The following is a 15,478-nucleotide window of genomic DNA, read 5'->3' as shown; positions in this document are numbered from 1 at the left end:
AATTCCTGTTTCCAGAATTCCTTTTCTTTATATCCCTGCGGCTCATGGATTCCTGTACCACATAAAGCCAGGAATGAACCGCAGGTCAGTAACTTGTGAGCTCATCCTGACAGAACTTTTATCTCCATGTCAAATAATCTAAAAAAGACCTCAAGAAAAATCAAAAGATATATATATCAATGACTTATCTATACTGACAATGTTCATTTTTTGCCGTCAGCCGTCATTACCAACACAGATGACTCTTTTACGACCCTGCCCGAAACACATAAAAACACTAAAAAAAGGCAAAAAAGTAACAAGACGCAGAACAAAAAACTAAAAAACACCATTCAAAATAGTTAATTCCTTGTTTAAACAGGCATGCACAGGATCGCCTGGTCAGGTTCAATCTATTTTCGTGAGCAAAATCGCATTTTGTTTAAATTAATGCTCAGAACACGCTGCCGCTCACACTCAGATGTTCGTGCTATAATGCGTCTCCCTGCCCTTACAAAGTTTCAGATATGTTACACAACCAGATAAAACGTGATATCAAACAATGCTATGAGAACCTGGGGATCCAGCTCGATAACTTTATTCCCCGGCGCGCGCAAAACTATCTGGTTGCTGAAATCGCCAAAACCCTGGCCGGTGAATATCATGCCAAGCACCGGATGCTGGTTGCCGAAGCCGGCACCGGGATTGGTAAATCACTCTCCTATCTGCTGGGCGGGATCCCCTTTGCGTTGTTCAATAACAAAAAAATCCTAATCTCCACCGCCACAGTCGCGCTGCAGGAGCAGCTCATCCACAAGGATCTGCCGCTGTTTAATCAGATTTTCCCGAAAGAATTCAGCTTTATCCTCGCCAAAGGGCGCCAACGCTATTGCTGCAGCCACAAGCTGGAAGCAAGTTGTATCACTGGTGGCGACCAGCAAGTCGCGCTTTGGGAAGAAAAACCGAAAAAGTCCGACCTTGACCTGCTCAAACGGATGCAAAAAGCCCTGGAAAGTCAGAAATGGGATGGCGACAAGGACAGCTGGCCGACATCAATCCCCGATCGCGTCTGGCAGCAAATTGTGGCCGATAAACACAGCTGCAATTCGGGAATGCCCAAGCATCGCAGTTGCCCGTTCAGCAAAGCCCGTGAACACCTGGAAAAAGCCGATGTCATCGTCGCCAATCACGCCTTGCTGATGGCCGACATTGAGCTCGGTGGCGGGATTATTTTGCCCGAGCCGGAACAAACCATTTACCTGATTGACGAGGCCCACCACCTGCCCCAAGTCGCACGGGACTTCTCTTCCGCAGCCGCCAGCCTCAAAGGGGCGGCCAACTGGCTGGAAAAACTCAATCAGTCGATCAGCAAACTGGCCGAAGTGGCGGATTATCAAAAAGCCGGCCGTTTTCAGAGCGCCCTGAGTGAGGCCATCAGTCACCTGATCCCGACACTGCGACAAATCTCGGCTCAGATTGATCCGGCCATGTTCAACAAAGACGGTGTCTATCGGTTTGAACATGGCGAGTTGCCTTCCTGGCTGGAAGAAGAAGCCAAGGGTTGCAAAGAGGCCAGCAAGAAAGCCGCCAAATCATTAGGTAAAATCCATGACCTGATTGCCGAGCGAGTCAAGGAAAGCGAGGTCAGCCCGCGCCTGGGCGATCAGGCCCTGGCCGAGTCTGGTTTTTACCTACAGCGATTAGAAAACCTGGAAAAAGTCTGGCTGTTGATGGCCCAGCCTAACAAGGACAAGGGCGCACCGCTGGCCCGCTGGATAGAAAAAAGCCCGGACCGGGAGGATGATTACATCATCGAAGTGTCCCCGCTGGAAGTGGGGCACCGCCTGGATCAGCTGCTCTGGAGCCGAGCGGCGGGATCGATTCTGGTCTCGGCAACGTTGCGGGCGCTGAACCAGTTTGATTATTTCTGCCGCCAGGCCGGGATCTTCGACAAAGATGCAACCCGCTTTCTGGCCCTGGCCTCCCCTTTTGATTACCAGAATAATGCCCGGCTGGTGATCCCGGCGATGCCGCTGGAACCTCAGGCCCAGCAGTTCACGGACCTGTTAATCAAAACCCTGCCGGAGTATCTGGAAGGCGAAAAATCCAGCCTGGTGCTGTTCTCTTCCTACTGGCAGATGAATCAGGTCGCTGAAGCCCTGAAGCCCCTGATGAAGAAAAACCAATGGGAACTCTTGGTCCAGGGTGAAGAATCCCGCAGCCTTACCCTAAAAAAACATAAAGAAAACTGTAAAAAAGGTAAAACCAGCGTTTTATTTGGTACCGGCAGCTTTTCTGAAGGACTTGATCTGCCCGGCGATCTGCTCACCAACCTGATCATCACCAAAATCCCGTTCGCGGTCCCGACGTCACCGGTAGAAGAAGCACATGCCGAGTATATCGAAAGCCGGGGCGGGAACCCGTTTTTACAAATTTCCGTGCCAGAAGCCAGTAAAAAACTCATCCAATCCGCCGGACGCCTGCTGCGCAAGGAGCAAGATTCTGGTAGAGTCGTGCTGCTTGATCGCCGGATCATCAACCGCCGCTACGGCAAAGCACTGCTCGATTCATTACCGCCATTTAAACGGGTTATCGAATACACCTGAACGATATTTGACGCTAAGAATAATACTGAATGATAGAAATGATTGAACCGAGTATGCTCCTCATCCTCGGTCTGGTGGCTCTTGCAGCCGGATTTATTGATGCCGTCGCCGGGGGCGGCGGGATGCTGACGGTTCCGGCATTGCTCTCCATTGGCCTGCCACCGCATATTGCCTTGGGCACCAACAAGCTGGCCGCGACTTTTGCTTCGTCAACAGCGGCCTGGACTTACTACCGCAAGCAGCTGTTTTCTCCGCGCTTCTGGCGAGCATCTTTTCTGGCGACTCTGATCGGTGCTATCACCGGCACGCTGGTAGTCGATCTCATCAGTACCGACTGGCTGGAAAAAGTCCTACCATTGATTATTCTGGCCGCTGCAGTATACACGGTGTGGCACCCGCATCCGAAAGTTCACTCCAACCGCTTGCCACACCGATGCCGGACATTTCGTAAAAAACAATGGCTGCAAGGGACCAGCCTCGGCTTCTATGACGGCCTGGCCGGCCCCGGTACCGGGGCATTCTGGACCGTTTCCAATATGGCGCTGTATCGGCTGGATATCCTGATGGCCTCGGGGCTGGCCAAGGCCATGAACTTTACCAGCAACCTGACCTCACTGATCACCTTTGCCGTTCTGGGGCACATTAATTTTGCCCTCGGACTCACCATGGGCATATGCTTAATGCTGGGTGCCTACATTGGTGCGCATTCCGCGATTCGCTTCGGCGCCAAGTTTATCCGCCCGGTCTTTGTCACCGTGGTGATCATTCTCGCGATCAAACTTGCCTGGCAAGCCTGGTTATAAGCAACGTCCTCTATGCCTGATTTAAACCGTTTTACAGCCATTCTTGAACAACTTGCGGTTGAAGCAGCCAAGATCGACCGCCAGCGGGGAGAAGCCTCTCGTCCCTTATTCGATGAGCAGCTATTTTTCTGCCGCAGTAAACTATTGACTCCCTGTGTCAATGAAGTTCGCAGCGAAATCAACGCCCTGCAACGCGAGCACAAGGCAGGAAAGCTGCTCCCGAGCCGCACCCAGCACATTTGCGAAAAAGTGATCGCCCAAATCCAGGCCATACAGCGCGAACTGGCCACCCAGCAAATTCGCCGGCGCGAACCGAAACCCCGGTACAAACAGCGACGCCCGATCCACGAGCTGTACCAGGATCTGGCCCAGCATCAGGATTGGGAGCGCCGTCTGGCGGCCATGCAGCGCGATAAAGAAGCCCTGATCGGCCAATGCCGTACGCTGGCGGAGCAACAGAAACTGCAAAAAGAAGTGCTGGCACTGGAAGGCAGGCTGTCGCGCTGCCGAACTGCACTGGCGAAAATTGAGCAAGAAATCAGCGCCCGGGAGCGCAAAGGATAACTGATGCTACCTTTGGTCTATCACCCGATTTATTCGGCACTGGAGCTGCCGGCCAATCACCGCTATCCGATCAGCAAGTATCGCCGGCTCTACCAGCATCTGGATGCGCTCAATATCCTGCAGCGAGACGATATCCAGCTCCACCAACCGAGTCCAATCCAGCCCGATGAGCTGAAAGGGTTACACCATCCGGATTATATCGACGCTCTGGTCAACAATACCCTGCCAGCCGCCAAAATGCGCCGGATTGGTTTTCCCTGGAGTGAGCAGCTGATCGCGCGGACGATGATGTCCACAGCCGGTACCCGTCTCACTGTCGAGCTTGCCCATCGACACGGGATCGGTATTCACCTCAGCGGCGGCTATCACCATGCCCACCATGATTTCGGCAGCGGCTTTTGCCTGGTCAATGATCTGGCTTTTGCAGCCAAACATGCCCTGACTCTGGATGGCATCGATAAGGTCATGGTTATTGACTGTGACGTTCACCACGGTGATGGCACGGCGACTTTGCTGGCAGCAGATGACGATATCATCACGTTCTCGGTACACTGTGATAAAAACTTCCCGGCCCGCAAACCCGACTCCGATATCGATCTGGCCCTGCCACGGGAGACCTGCGGCACCGAATACCTGGCCGCATTCAGTGGCGTACTCCAGCTGGCCCTGGCTCAGCACCAGCCAGATCTGATCCTTTATGATGCCGGTGTGGATATCCATCAGCATGATGAGCTGGGTTATTTCAATGTTTCCCTGGACGAGATTTATCAACGGGATCACCTGGTGCTCCGCTTGTGCCATGAGCAAATGATCCCCGTTGCCGCAGTAGTCGGCGGTGGCTACCGCCAGGATCATCAGGCACTCGTCGCGCCGCATAGTCAGCTATTACATGCAGCAATGGATATATTTCTTGGCTACCAAGTCAATGCTGTTTCATCCATCACTTCAGAAGAGAAATAAGCACAATGACAGGACAAAACAATACACAGCCTTCCCTGGAAGATGCCCCAGAGGATATTAAACTAGCCGTCGACTTAATTTATTTACTGGAAACAAATAACATTGAACCGGACGTTGCCATCTCGGCACTTGAAATCGTATTGCAGGATATGAAGAAAAAAAGTCATTCGCGCTCGTGAACCAGCCAACTCAGCTTAAATCAGGTCGGCACCAGGCATGAAGCAACTCGGTTACGACCTGACATGCTCTGTAATGACCGCCTCCTGCGAGACAAGGCTCGCAATACTAGCCCGATAATCCTATCCGTTAATCAGCGTCACCTCGAGAAGTCGACACCGCGTCAAATTAATGACGAAAGTTAATAATAAAACGTCAAAGTTATTTATATTTTCGGTCTTGATAAAAGTGTCACAATATACTTTGTATTGTTTGTTTAATTTGTCATGAAATCCCCCTAAAATAACTGCCACATCTATTATTATTAGATCTCGAATGACATTGTTTTATTGTAATTCCATTGCCGAGGAGTTTTTATGAAGAGGGAACTGAAAGTTGCCGCGATTGCAGCAGCCGTGACACTCACACTATCCGGTTGTGCATCGAACTCGAGTTCCGATTCAGTGGCAAGCCTGCCGCTGGAAACGAACCAGTCAGAAACTGCGATCCAAATTGATCAGATGAAGCAGTCGATTGAAGCAGCGGAAAAAATCCTGGCATCGACCCAAGAGACCGAGTTGGACTGGTTTGCGACCAAGTCCGTAAACGAGGCCAAGCAAGCTCTGGCGGAAGCCAAGGAATACTACAGTGAGTTTGAACTCGACCACTCAGAAGCCAACAGCTCAAGCGGCTTCTTCAGCTCAAAAACCAACATCCAGGCAGCTGAAGAAGGAATTGCCAAATTTAATGCCCACATCAGTAAAGCGAAATCAATTCGCGCCGAAGTACTGACCATTCTGGAAGAAGCCTTCAGCTACCGGACCCAACTGCAAGAAATCGATGCTGCCAAGTACTACCCGACCACGGCTCGCCAGCTGGAAAGCGAACTGAAACGCCTGGTTGACGATGTAGCGAATGAAAATACCGACGATGCGATTAACGGTCAGCCAAAACTGGTCACTAAACAGCGCGCGCTGGAAGTAAAAACCGTCACCAAAATTTACCTGTCTGATGCGCAAAAAGAGCTGAAGCGCCTGAAGATGGCTAAAATCGGCATGCATGCGCCGAAAACGCTGAGCCAGGCAGCAGCGGCGGTCACTGCAGCCAAAGCCTTTATCGCAGCCGAGCCACGGGCCACCACCCAGATTATCAGCAAAGTGGATGAAGCTGTATTTTCTCTCAAGCACGCGGAGCAGATTGCCAATGTGGTGAAAAAGCTCAAGGCGATGCCGGAGAGCGATTACGAGCGCCATGTGCTGAGCTATGAAAAAATCCTGCTCAACATCACCAAGGCCCTGGGCGCGGAAGATATGCGTGATCAGCCGCTGACCCAGCAGGGCAGAGATCTGGTCCAGTACATCAAGGACAACCTCAAGAACGAACAAGAAACGATGCTGGCACAGCAGAAGCTGCGTCGCGACCTGAAAGATCAGCAAGCGCGCGCCGCGCTGCTTGAAGAGAAAGTTGCCAAACTGTCCGCCCAGCTGACCGTCGCTAAGCAAGCCGCTGAAGCTGTACCGGCTCCTGCCCCGCAAGCACCGGTTGCTGCTGCCACACCGACCAAAAGCGCTGCGGTCGAAGCCAAAGTTGACACAGAAGCGCCGCAACCGGCACAGCCTGAAGCAATCACTGAGCCAGTAGATGCTGAAGCCGGAGAAACCACCAGCCAGGAAGGTTAATTTCCAACCCTGCTGAGCTTTTCCCCAACGCCTCCGTCCGGAGGCGTTTTTTTTATCACTGCGATATAGGCCTTATCGGGGATCTCACGGCCATCCTCAGGTACGGTACTTAGCTGGGAAACGGTGCGGAATATCCGTAAACACCCCATCCACACCCCAGTTAAAGAGTTGGTTTGCCCGCGCTAAGTCATTGACGGTGTAGACATTCACTTGATAGCCAGCCGCTTTAAAGTCAGCAATCATTTGCTGCGTCAAACCACGATCGGCCGGATGGATACAGTCCGCCTGACATTTCTGCATCGCCGATAGCCAGTCTTCACCGAGCTGCCCTGCTTCAAACAAGCAAGCGACTGCTGTTTGCGGACGCCGTCGCTTAAACTCGGCAAGGGCCAGGTGGTTGAAACTGGAGACAATCAGCTGCCGCCCCGGATCAAGTTTTGCCAGTGCAGTGATGACATTATCGATCAGCTGCTCTGTCATCGCCCAACCCGCTCTGCACGACTTAATTTCCACATTGATATTGAGCTCGTCCTGGTTGACCAGGGCAATCAGCTGATCAAGGGTCGGGATCCGCTCCCCGATGAAAGCATCGGCAAACCAGCTGCCTGCATCGATCAGTGCCAAATCGCCACTATGAATGTCATACAGGCTGCCACTGCGATCGGTACAACGATCCAGCGTATCATCGTGGGATACCACCACCGTCCCGTCCGCTAAAATATCAACATCACATTCAATCCATTGAATCCCATGGGGTTTACACAACGAAAAAGCCGATAGCGTATTTTCCGGCGCCAGCGTCGGGATCCCCCGGTGCGCAAAAACAGTTTTCATCTCAACCTTCACCATCATACTGGGTGTGAACAACCTGCCCAGTATAGAAGGTCTGGGCGAGTGACACTATCGCCTGCACTGCATTCCAGGGCACTTACCCAAAATTGACCCACGTAATGCCCCCAACGATGTGAACTGGGGATAAAACTTGATTCCAGATGGAGAAGACTTACAATTCCCGGTTCAATGTCAATTATTTGGAACTCAACTGGTACCCAGAAAGCGTCGCTCCGGTCCCCCGGATCCATAGTGACCACAACGCCCTTGGTGACAGCCAATGCGATACTTTTCTGCTTCTGGACTACCGTTGAATAGATCAGCATGAGCAACCATCAGTACAACGAGTACAGCCCTGTTTTTGATTCTTCGTTTCTTCACCCAAGGTTCTGGCCGACCTGGCTCGGGCTACCTGTTGCCGTGCTGCTGGCGCTCCTGCCTCACCGCGCCCGAGCTGCCATTGCCACCCGACTGGCCCGCTACTTTGTCAGCAAGAATAACGGTGCCAGACGCAGAGCCTTAATTAACATCAAGCTCTGCTTTCCCGAACTGTCGGAGCATGCACAGCTGGCGTTGCTGGAGCGCTCCTACGCCACAGCCGGAACGGTACTGCTCGGTTTTGCGCAGCCGTTCATCAAGGGACGCAAGTTCATTCTGAACCAGCATGACGTCCGAGGGGAACACCATCTCCAAGCACTACGGGAACAAAATAAGAATGTCATTATGCTGGTGCCCCACAACTGGGCCATTGACTTTACCGCGCTCTATTTTGCAGCCAAAGAGATGCCGATGGTGGCGATGATCCGCCCTCAGAAGAACCCGATTGCAGACTGGCTGATGAACCGCCAGCGCAAAATCTTCGGCGGCCGGATTTACCAGCGCAGCCAGGGGATCAAGCCATACCTTAAATCAATTAAAGAGGGCTATCTGGCCTACTACTTGCCGGATGAAGATCACGGGGTAAAGCAGAGTGTGTTTGCACCGTTTTTCGGCCATGAGAAAGCTACCGTCAAAGGCGTTGGCAAACTGGCCAAACTCTCCAACGCTGCCGTGCTACCGGTCTTTCCATCCTTTAACATGGAAACAGGCCGCTATGAAATCGACATCCAGCCACCGCTGACCAATTTTCCGTCGGGGGACGAGTACAGTGATGCCTGCCATATGAACCAGGTCCTGGAAGACATGATCCGCAAGCAACCGGAACAATATATGTGGGTGATGCGGATCCTTCGCACCCTGCCGGACGGCAGCAGACGCTACTGATCCTCCAAATCAAGGCTCACCTTGGTGAGCCTTTGTCATCACCTTACTGCTGGATAACCTGCTAGCTGATCAGGTGAACCCGCATTTGCTCTTCTGCCTGCTGAAGGGCTTCCTGCATCTGCTCCAGGTTTAGTTCGCGGGGCGCTTCAATCTCCATTTCGGCAAAGAAAAGCGTTTTGCCCAGCTCAGGTAACCCGACCCGATGATTTTCAATATGGACAATCTCTGCCCCGAGATCATCTAAGATATGCGTAATGTCGTTGACGATCCCGGCACGATCATCAGCTTCGATTTTCAGCTTATGTGGTACCAGATCAACCGATGGCACAGGCTGCGGGAGCTGCAACACCCGGGGTTGCAGCTCCGGATAACGGCTGAACGCCTCTTTTAGCTTCGCCACCGAGGCTTCAGGAATATCGACTTTGAGCAAGCCCACAATTTGATTATCCAGCCGGTTAATTTTGCTGACCAGCCACTTTCCACCCAGCTCATGGCTCTGTGCCGCAAGCTGATTGATCAACTGGGGGCGGTCCGGACCCGCGATGGTAATCGTTAATTGAACATTCATACGCCATTCCCTCTCACTTCTGCACCTTACATAAAGCCGTCACCGGCAAACCCGGCTACACGCTCTGCCTGGCTCCTTTTGAGCCTAGCAAGCCACCTGCGAACCTGCCGTGACTTCGTTCATACTAATCCGGCGTTATACCAATCGCAGTAAATAAGGGGTCATCCTAGCTTGTTCAAATGCTCGATAACTGCGTTAGAATTTTTGATGTAGAATAATTACTTATCTAAAAATTCTGCCTTGTTCTCAAACATTTCTCCTGCGCTATTTCTGATCACTGACTTACTTTGATTGGTAATACCCTTAAATTTACTGTGACATTGTCGCCCATACAAAAAAACCGATCAGGCGATCGGTTTTTTTAACTCAAGAAATCTTGGCAGCGATGAGCGCAGGTGAACCCTGCGGACGAAACTACGGCAGGCTTAAATCCCAGCGCGCTTGAGCAGGCCGTTCATGAGTGAAGAGCTCGCTTTAACGTGCTTGGCACGGCCCTTAAACTCACGCGCCAGCGCTGGGTCGCGGATTTCATTGGCAATGTAGATCATGGATTGATACATATCGCGCGGGGTTTTGATCCGGGCGGTATCGTTGAGCGGGCTCAGCAATTTTACAACATCGGTTCCCTTTTTCTTGTTGTCATTGGCATACGCCAGGACAGAGTCGAGCAGCTTATCCAGATCCTGCACAAACTCGGAGTTCTCGACGCCTTGTTTTTGCAGCTCTTTCATATTTCTTTTTCTGACCTGCTTAATAATAAAGCCCGGGGTATTCATTTTCTTGTACCCGTAGAATCCGGCAAGGATCAGAAGCAGCGCACCACCTGCTACATATCCCCAAATGGAGCCTGAAGATTCTGCTACCGGTTGAACGACTTCGGCAGCTTGTGTAACAGTCGCTGGCACATCAGACATAGTTGTAACCTTTTATTTCAATCATTCGAACGTCACTGACATTATGCACAAAGCGCGCGAAGGGGAATGCGTTTTATCAATCTTTCGATAAATAGAGTGACAGAGGTCAAAACTTTGACATTTTTCCGTCTGCTTGCCGGCCCCAACGATGGGGAAATCGGCGGTGCGCAGCCTGCCAGCAGGGCTGAGAACGACGCCTGAACTAGGGATCCATGATCAGCTTCAGTCCCATCCCCCCCATCAAAGTACTTGCCCCTTTACAGATATAGTGCTTAAAGCGGCGGTAAAAACGCTGGGGGCGCTGGGTCGACAGTAACAGCGCCACCGCCACATACCAGGCAGCATCAATGACGAAGGTCGTCCCGCTAATCACCACCAGTGCATTATCCGGTAACTGCGCCGGTAAAAAAGCTGCAAACGCACTGCCAAACACGATCGCGGTTTTTGGGTTACTCAACTGAGTCACCAACCCCAACAGGAACATATTGGCCAGCCCACCCGGTCGCTGGACATGAGAATCATCCAGAGCCACCGGAGCACTTGCACTACGCCAGATTTGTACGGCCAGAAAGCAGAGGTAAAGTCCCCCCGCCACTTTCAATGCCAGGTAAACCGTCGGCACCGCTGCCAACAAGGAAAACAAACCAGCAGAAGCCAATAGGGCAAAACATGTGGCTCCGACTCCGAGTCCCAACGCGACCGCAAGCGCTGCTGAACGGGATTTAGCCATGGCTGTCTGCACCACCAGAATAAAACTGGGACCCGGACTCATCACACCAAGGAGCAGGAACAGTGAAATAGGGAGAAGAAATGCATACTCTGACATCATGACACCTTTGATTCATCGTGCCGCCGTGCCGCTAGCTCACTGAGCATTTCCAGGCGTTCCCCCCTGAAAAACAAAAACAGCTCGAGCTTCACGCCACGCGGCTTCCTGAACACAGGATATTACCCCAGCCCAAACCTGATAACAAACAGAGCTCATAACGAATAAAGAGCAAACAAACTTGACCAGGCTGCCAGGCTCTCTATGCCACGGTCAGCTGGCATATTCAAAAACGCCCCGAAATGTTCATGAAGTTTCCTATAGTTCTGAGCCGGTTTCGCGTATCATGCCGGTCATCATTTACACCTCAGCCTCGAATTCAGCATCCATGTATTCCCTGCAGCAGTTTTTCATTGTCAATGAGCCGGATCCTTCCCTGCTGGTCACCGGGCAGTACAGCCCTTGGCTGGTCCTGCTGTCTCTGTGCATTGCCGTGGGCGCCTCCTTTATGGCGCTGTCGCTGGCTACCGCCGCCAAGCGAAAAGCATCGCCGGTGATGCAGCGCATGCATCTACTCACCGGCGCCGCCTCGCTGGGAGTCGGTGTCTGGTCAATGCACTTTATCGGCATGCTGGCCTTTGAGCTTTGCACCACGGTGTCCTACGATCCCGGCATCACCCTGCTGTCGATGCTGCCGAGCTTTCTGGCCGCCTTCGTCACCCTGAACCTGCTGGCCAAGCGCCGGGTCAACTGGCCTAAACTGCTGGCCTGCGGCATCATTGTCGGCTTAGGGATCGGCAGTATGCACTATATCGGCATGGCGGCCATGGTCTTGGGGCCAGCCCTGCGCTATGAGCCGATTTACTTCAGCCTGTCGATTATCGTGGCCGCCGGACTGGCTACCCTGGCGCTGTGGATCAGCTTCAGGTTGCGACAGCAGCTTTCGCTGCCCGGCTATCAAATCCGCCTCCTTGCCAGCCTGGTCATGGGCCTGGCAATTGCCGGGATGCACTATACCGCCATGGAAGCCACCCGGTTTGTCGGGCAGATGGAACCAGGCTTTGATCCGCATAGCCAGAAACACTATACCCTGGCTTTAACCATCGCTGTGGTGACCATTCTGCTCAGTCTCACGGTTGCTGCACTCAATGCCCTGGTCCGCTATCGCGCGCTGCTCAGAAAGAGTGAGGAAACCGCGACCGAACTCAAAGCCATGTTCGACACCGCGGTGGATGGGATCATCAAAATTTCGGCGCAAGGTGAAATCCTCTCGTTTAACGCGTCTGCCGAGCGCATTTTTGGCTACAGCGAAACCGAAGTGACCGGGAGAAATATCAGTACCCTGATGCCAGAGCCCTACCGCAGTGCCCATGACGGCTATTTAATGAACTACCTTACCACCGGGACGAAAAAGATCATCGGCTCGGGGCGGGAAGTCACCGCGCTGCGCAAAGACGGCCTGACCATTGATATTCGCCTCGCGGTCGGCGAATCCAGCATTCAAGGCACCCGCCAGTTTGTCGGGTTTGTCACCGACATCACCGAACGAAAAAAAATGGAAGCCGACCTGCACCATGCCAAAGAGCAGGCCATCGAAGCGGCACAGGTCAAGAGTACCTTCCTGGCCAATATGAGCCATGAGATCCGCACCCCGATGAATGCAATTCTCGGGTTTACCGAACTGCTGATGAACACCCCGCTCAACGAACTGCAAAAAAAGAACCTGGGGATCGTTCGCTCTTCGGCAAAATCATTACTGGCTCTGCTCAACGATATACTCGATTCGGCGAAACTGGAAAGCGGCTCGACCGAGCTGGAAATGAGGGACTTCTCCCTGCATCAGGTTTGTGATCAGGTCATTGCCACCCTGTCCCTTGCCGCACGCAAGAAAGGACTGCGGCTGGAGCTCAATTACGCACCGCAGCTCAATGAATTTTTCCGGGGCGACCCGCTGCGGATCCAACAAGTGATCCTCAACCTCCTCAGCAATGCAGTCAAGTTTACCGAACGCGGCCATGTCACCTTGTGGGTAAGCCCGGCCACAACCGGCAAAGGCGTAGTGATTGGCGTCGAAGACAGCGGCATAGGCATCTCAGCCGACCGGCTGGAGAAAATTTTTGCTCCCTTCTCACAGGCCGATTCGAGTATGACCCGACGCTTTGGCGGCACCGGGCTGGGCACCACCATTTCCCGCCAGCTGGTTGAGCTGATGGGGGGTCAGATCAATGTCACCAGCACAGTCGGCGAAGGCTCCACCTTCCGGGTCACTCTGCCGCTCAGCATCGGCAAACCGGTGGCTCGCGATATTTTCGGCGATGAAGAAATACGCCTGCCGCCCCTGCATATTCTTGTCGCCGATGATGTGGCGCAAAACCTCGAACTGCTCACCGCCATGCTGGAGTCCCGCGGCCATACCCTGGTCACGGCCAGCAACGGCCAGCAAGCTGTCGAACACTTCAGCAAGCAGCCGTTTGACCTGGTGCTGATGGATGTGCAGATGCCCGTGATGAATGGCCTTGAAGCCTGCCAGGCCATCCGCCGCTTCGAAACCCAGCAGGGCCTCTCCTCAACTCCGCTCATTGCCCTGACCGCCAGTGTGATGGAACAGGATAAGCGCCAGGCGGAAGCTGCAGGGATGGATGGCTTTACCTGCAAGCCCATCAGCGTGATTGAGCTGACGGGGGAGATCGCCCGGGTACTCGGCCGCCAAGCGGCCAGCCAGCATATGTATCCCGAGCTGCGCAAGAATGATCTGCAGCTTCCGATCGATTACGAAATGGGCCGAACGCTCTGGGGCAGTACCCAGAAGCACCTGGATGCCATTCGCCGCTTTATGGACAACGAAGGGATGGTCGATACGCTGACCCCGGCATTTGAGCAAAGTCCGCAAGCCGCCATCGCCCCGGCCCACCGACTGAAAGGCGTTGCCGGGAACTTATGCCTGCCGCAGCTGGCCCGTTGCGTCGGAAATATCGAAGCCCTGCTCAAGCAGGAGGATTTCGCCGAAGTTCCATCCCTGCTCGCAGCCTACCAACAATCATTGTCAGAGCTCACGGAGCTGCTGGAAGAGCAAACGACAACGCTGGAGCCAACGGAAACAACAAACAACCCGGTTGCACCCCTGGATCTGGATCAGTTAACCATTTTGATCAGCCAGCTGCAGCAAGGAGAGATACCGGAAGAAACATTTGCCGATCTGAAACCTAAAATTCCGGCCGACGTGGCCGACAAAGTTACAGATGCGCTGCACGATTTCGAACCAGAACGCGCGGCAGATATATTGATCACCTATAAAAAGAACAAATTAGCCTGCCATGATGGTACTCAATGACAAGAAAACCCTGCTCTTGGTCGATGACGAACCGACCAATTTGCAGGTGCTGAAGAATATTCTGGCCGCGTCTTACCGGCTGCTGTTCGCCAAAGACGGCGAACGCGCCCTGGCGCTGGCCCGCCGTGAAGCGCCGGATTTAATCCTACTGGATGTGATGATGCCGGGCATGTCCGGCTATCAGGTGTGCGAGACGCTCAAACGCGATCACGCGACCCGGCATATTCCGGTGATCTTCGTCACCGCCCTGTCCGGTGAAAACGAAGAAACCCAGGGGTTCGAGCTGGGTGCAGTGGACTATATCACCAAGCCGGTCAGCCCTGCCGTTGTCCGGGCGCGGGTCAAGAATCACCTGTCCCTGGTGCGAATGGAAGAACTCAAGTCGACCCGGCTTTCCGTGGTGCAACGGCTCGGCCGCGCCGCTGAGTACAAAGACAATGAAACCGGCTTGCATGTGATCCGGATGAGCCGCTATGCCCAGATCATCGCCCGGGCAGCCGGGTTCAGCGAATACCAGGCCGAAAATCTGCTGCATGCCGCCCCGATGCATGACATCGGCAAGATCGGGATCCCGGACATGATTTTGCAAAAACCAGGCAAGCTGGATCCGGAAGAGTGGGCCGTAATGCGTCGCCATGCGGAAATTGGGGCGGAGATCATCGGCGAAGATGACTCCCCGCTGATGTGCATGGCGCGGGATATTGCCCTGTACCACCATGAAAAATGGGACGGCAGCGGCTACCCCGCCGGCCTCAAGGGGGAAGACATTCCTGTCTCCGCCCGGATTGTTGCCATTGCCGATGTCTTCGATGCCCTGACCAGTGCCCGCCCATACAAACCAGCCTGGCCCATCGACAAAGCGACCGACCTGATCCGCAGTGAAGCCGGCAGCCATTTTGACCCGGCGCTGGTCAATGCCTTTTTCAAATGTTTGCCGGAAATCCTGGAAACCCGCAGTCACTGGCCAGAGCCGGATACCAACCCGGCATCGGCTGCACCACCCAATGTGGCGACGAGCCCTGCCACCTAAAAAAACAGCGACCCATTTCATACCGAAC

13 protein-coding genes are annotated in these 15,478 nt (G+C 53.4%); 9 read left to right on the top strand and 4 right to left on the bottom strand.

Annotation, left to right across the window (positions count from 1 at the left end; genetic code table 11):
* Window positions 1-506 precede the first annotated feature (506 nt).
* From dinG to NNL38_RS04250, 6 genes are all read left to right on the top strand, one after another.
* Window positions 507-2,585 (top strand): ATP-dependent DNA helicase DinG, encoded by a 2,079-nt coding sequence (dinG, locus tag NNL38_RS04275; protein WP_255389785.1) that lies wholly within the window; start codon window positions 507-509, stop codon window positions 2,583-2,585.
* A gap of 29 nt (window positions 2,586-2,614) precedes the next feature.
* A complete protein-coding gene (locus NNL38_RS04270; RefSeq protein ID WP_255389784.1) occupies window positions 2,615-3,388 on the top strand; it encodes a sulfite exporter TauE/SafE family protein in 774 nt (257 codons plus the stop codon).
* A 12-nt stretch (window positions 3,389-3,400) separates the two neighbouring features.
* The gene (gene priC, locus NNL38_RS04265) at window positions 3,401-3,952 is read left to right on the top strand and encodes a primosomal replication protein PriC (protein ID WP_255389783.1); all 552 of its coding nucleotides are present in this window, start codon (window positions 3,401-3,403) and stop codon (window positions 3,950-3,952) included.
* Window positions 3,953-3,955: 3 nt separating this feature from the next.
* Window positions 3,956-4,912, top strand: coding sequence for a histone deacetylase family protein (locus NNL38_RS04260; RefSeq protein ID WP_255389782.1), 957 nt, complete (start codon window positions 3,956-3,958; stop codon window positions 4,910-4,912).
* A gap of 5 nt (window positions 4,913-4,917) precedes the next feature.
* Window positions 4,918-5,091: a pleiotropic regulatory protein RsmS gene (gene rsmS, locus NNL38_RS04255; RefSeq protein WP_255389781.1), complete on the top strand. Its 174-nt coding sequence runs from the start codon at window positions 4,918-4,920 to the stop codon at window positions 5,089-5,091.
* A 354-nt stretch (window positions 5,092-5,445) separates the two neighbouring features.
* The gene (locus NNL38_RS04250) at window positions 5,446-6,747 is read left to right on the top strand and encodes a hypothetical protein (RefSeq protein WP_255389780.1); all 1,302 of its coding nucleotides are present in this window, start codon (window positions 5,446-5,448) and stop codon (window positions 6,745-6,747) included.
* Window positions 6,748-6,843: 96 nt separating this feature from the next.
* Here the strand turns inward: NNL38_RS04250 and NNL38_RS04245 are convergent, their stop codons facing one another.
* Window positions 6,844-7,581: a glycerophosphoryl diester phosphodiesterase gene (locus NNL38_RS04245; protein ID WP_255389779.1), complete on the bottom strand. Its 738-nt coding sequence runs from the start codon at window positions 7,579-7,581 to the stop codon at window positions 6,844-6,846.
* A 321-nt stretch (window positions 7,582-7,902) separates the two neighbouring features.
* Here NNL38_RS04245 and lpxM point away from each other — a divergent pair, with 321 nt between their 5' ends.
* Complete coding sequence (lpxM, locus tag NNL38_RS04240; RefSeq protein WP_255389778.1) at window positions 7,903-8,841, top strand: lauroyl-Kdo(2)-lipid IV(A) myristoyltransferase; 939 nt, start codon at window positions 7,903-7,905, stop codon at window positions 8,839-8,841.
* A 61-nt stretch (window positions 8,842-8,902) separates the two neighbouring features.
* Here the strand turns inward: lpxM and NNL38_RS04235 are convergent, their stop codons facing one another.
* The 3 genes from NNL38_RS04235 to NNL38_RS04225 all read right to left on the bottom strand — a co-directional run bounded on the left by NNL38_RS04235 (window position 8,903) and on the right by NNL38_RS04225 (window position 11,149).
* Window positions 8,903-9,409, bottom strand: coding sequence for a glycine cleavage system transcriptional repressor (locus NNL38_RS04235; protein WP_255389777.1), 507 nt, complete (start codon window positions 9,407-9,409; stop codon window positions 8,903-8,905).
* Between the two features lie 425 nt (window positions 9,410-9,834).
* Window positions 9,835-10,323, bottom strand: coding sequence for a hypothetical protein (locus tag NNL38_RS04230; protein WP_255389776.1), 489 nt, complete (start codon window positions 10,321-10,323; stop codon window positions 9,835-9,837).
* A gap of 202 nt (window positions 10,324-10,525) precedes the next feature.
* A complete protein-coding gene (locus tag NNL38_RS04225) occupies window positions 10,526-11,149 on the bottom strand; it encodes a LysE family translocator (RefSeq protein WP_255389775.1) in 624 nt (207 codons plus the stop codon).
* A gap of 286 nt (window positions 11,150-11,435) precedes the next feature.
* Between NNL38_RS04225 and NNL38_RS04220 the strand changes: the two genes are divergently transcribed.
* Together NNL38_RS04220 and NNL38_RS04215 are read left to right on the top strand one after the other, a co-directional pair.
* Window positions 11,436-14,420, top strand: coding sequence for an MHYT domain-containing protein (locus NNL38_RS04220; RefSeq protein ID WP_255389774.1), 2,985 nt, complete (start codon window positions 11,436-11,438; stop codon window positions 14,418-14,420).
* Entirely contained in the window at window positions 14,404-15,450 is a 1,047-nt protein-coding gene (locus NNL38_RS04215) for an HD domain-containing phosphohydrolase (protein ID WP_439651373.1), read from the top strand. Before NNL38_RS04220 ends, NNL38_RS04215 begins: the two co-directional genes overlap by 17 nt.
* The last annotated feature ends 28 nt before the right edge of the window (window positions 15,451-15,478 follow it).

This window comes from Photobacterium atrarenae (assembly GCF_024380015.1).
GTDB classification, from domain to species: Bacteria; Pseudomonadota; Gammaproteobacteria; order Enterobacterales; family Vibrionaceae; genus Photobacterium; species Photobacterium atrarenae.
The sequence above is the reverse complement of the archived record's forward strand: the minus strand, read 5'-3'. Positions and strand labels throughout refer to the sequence as shown.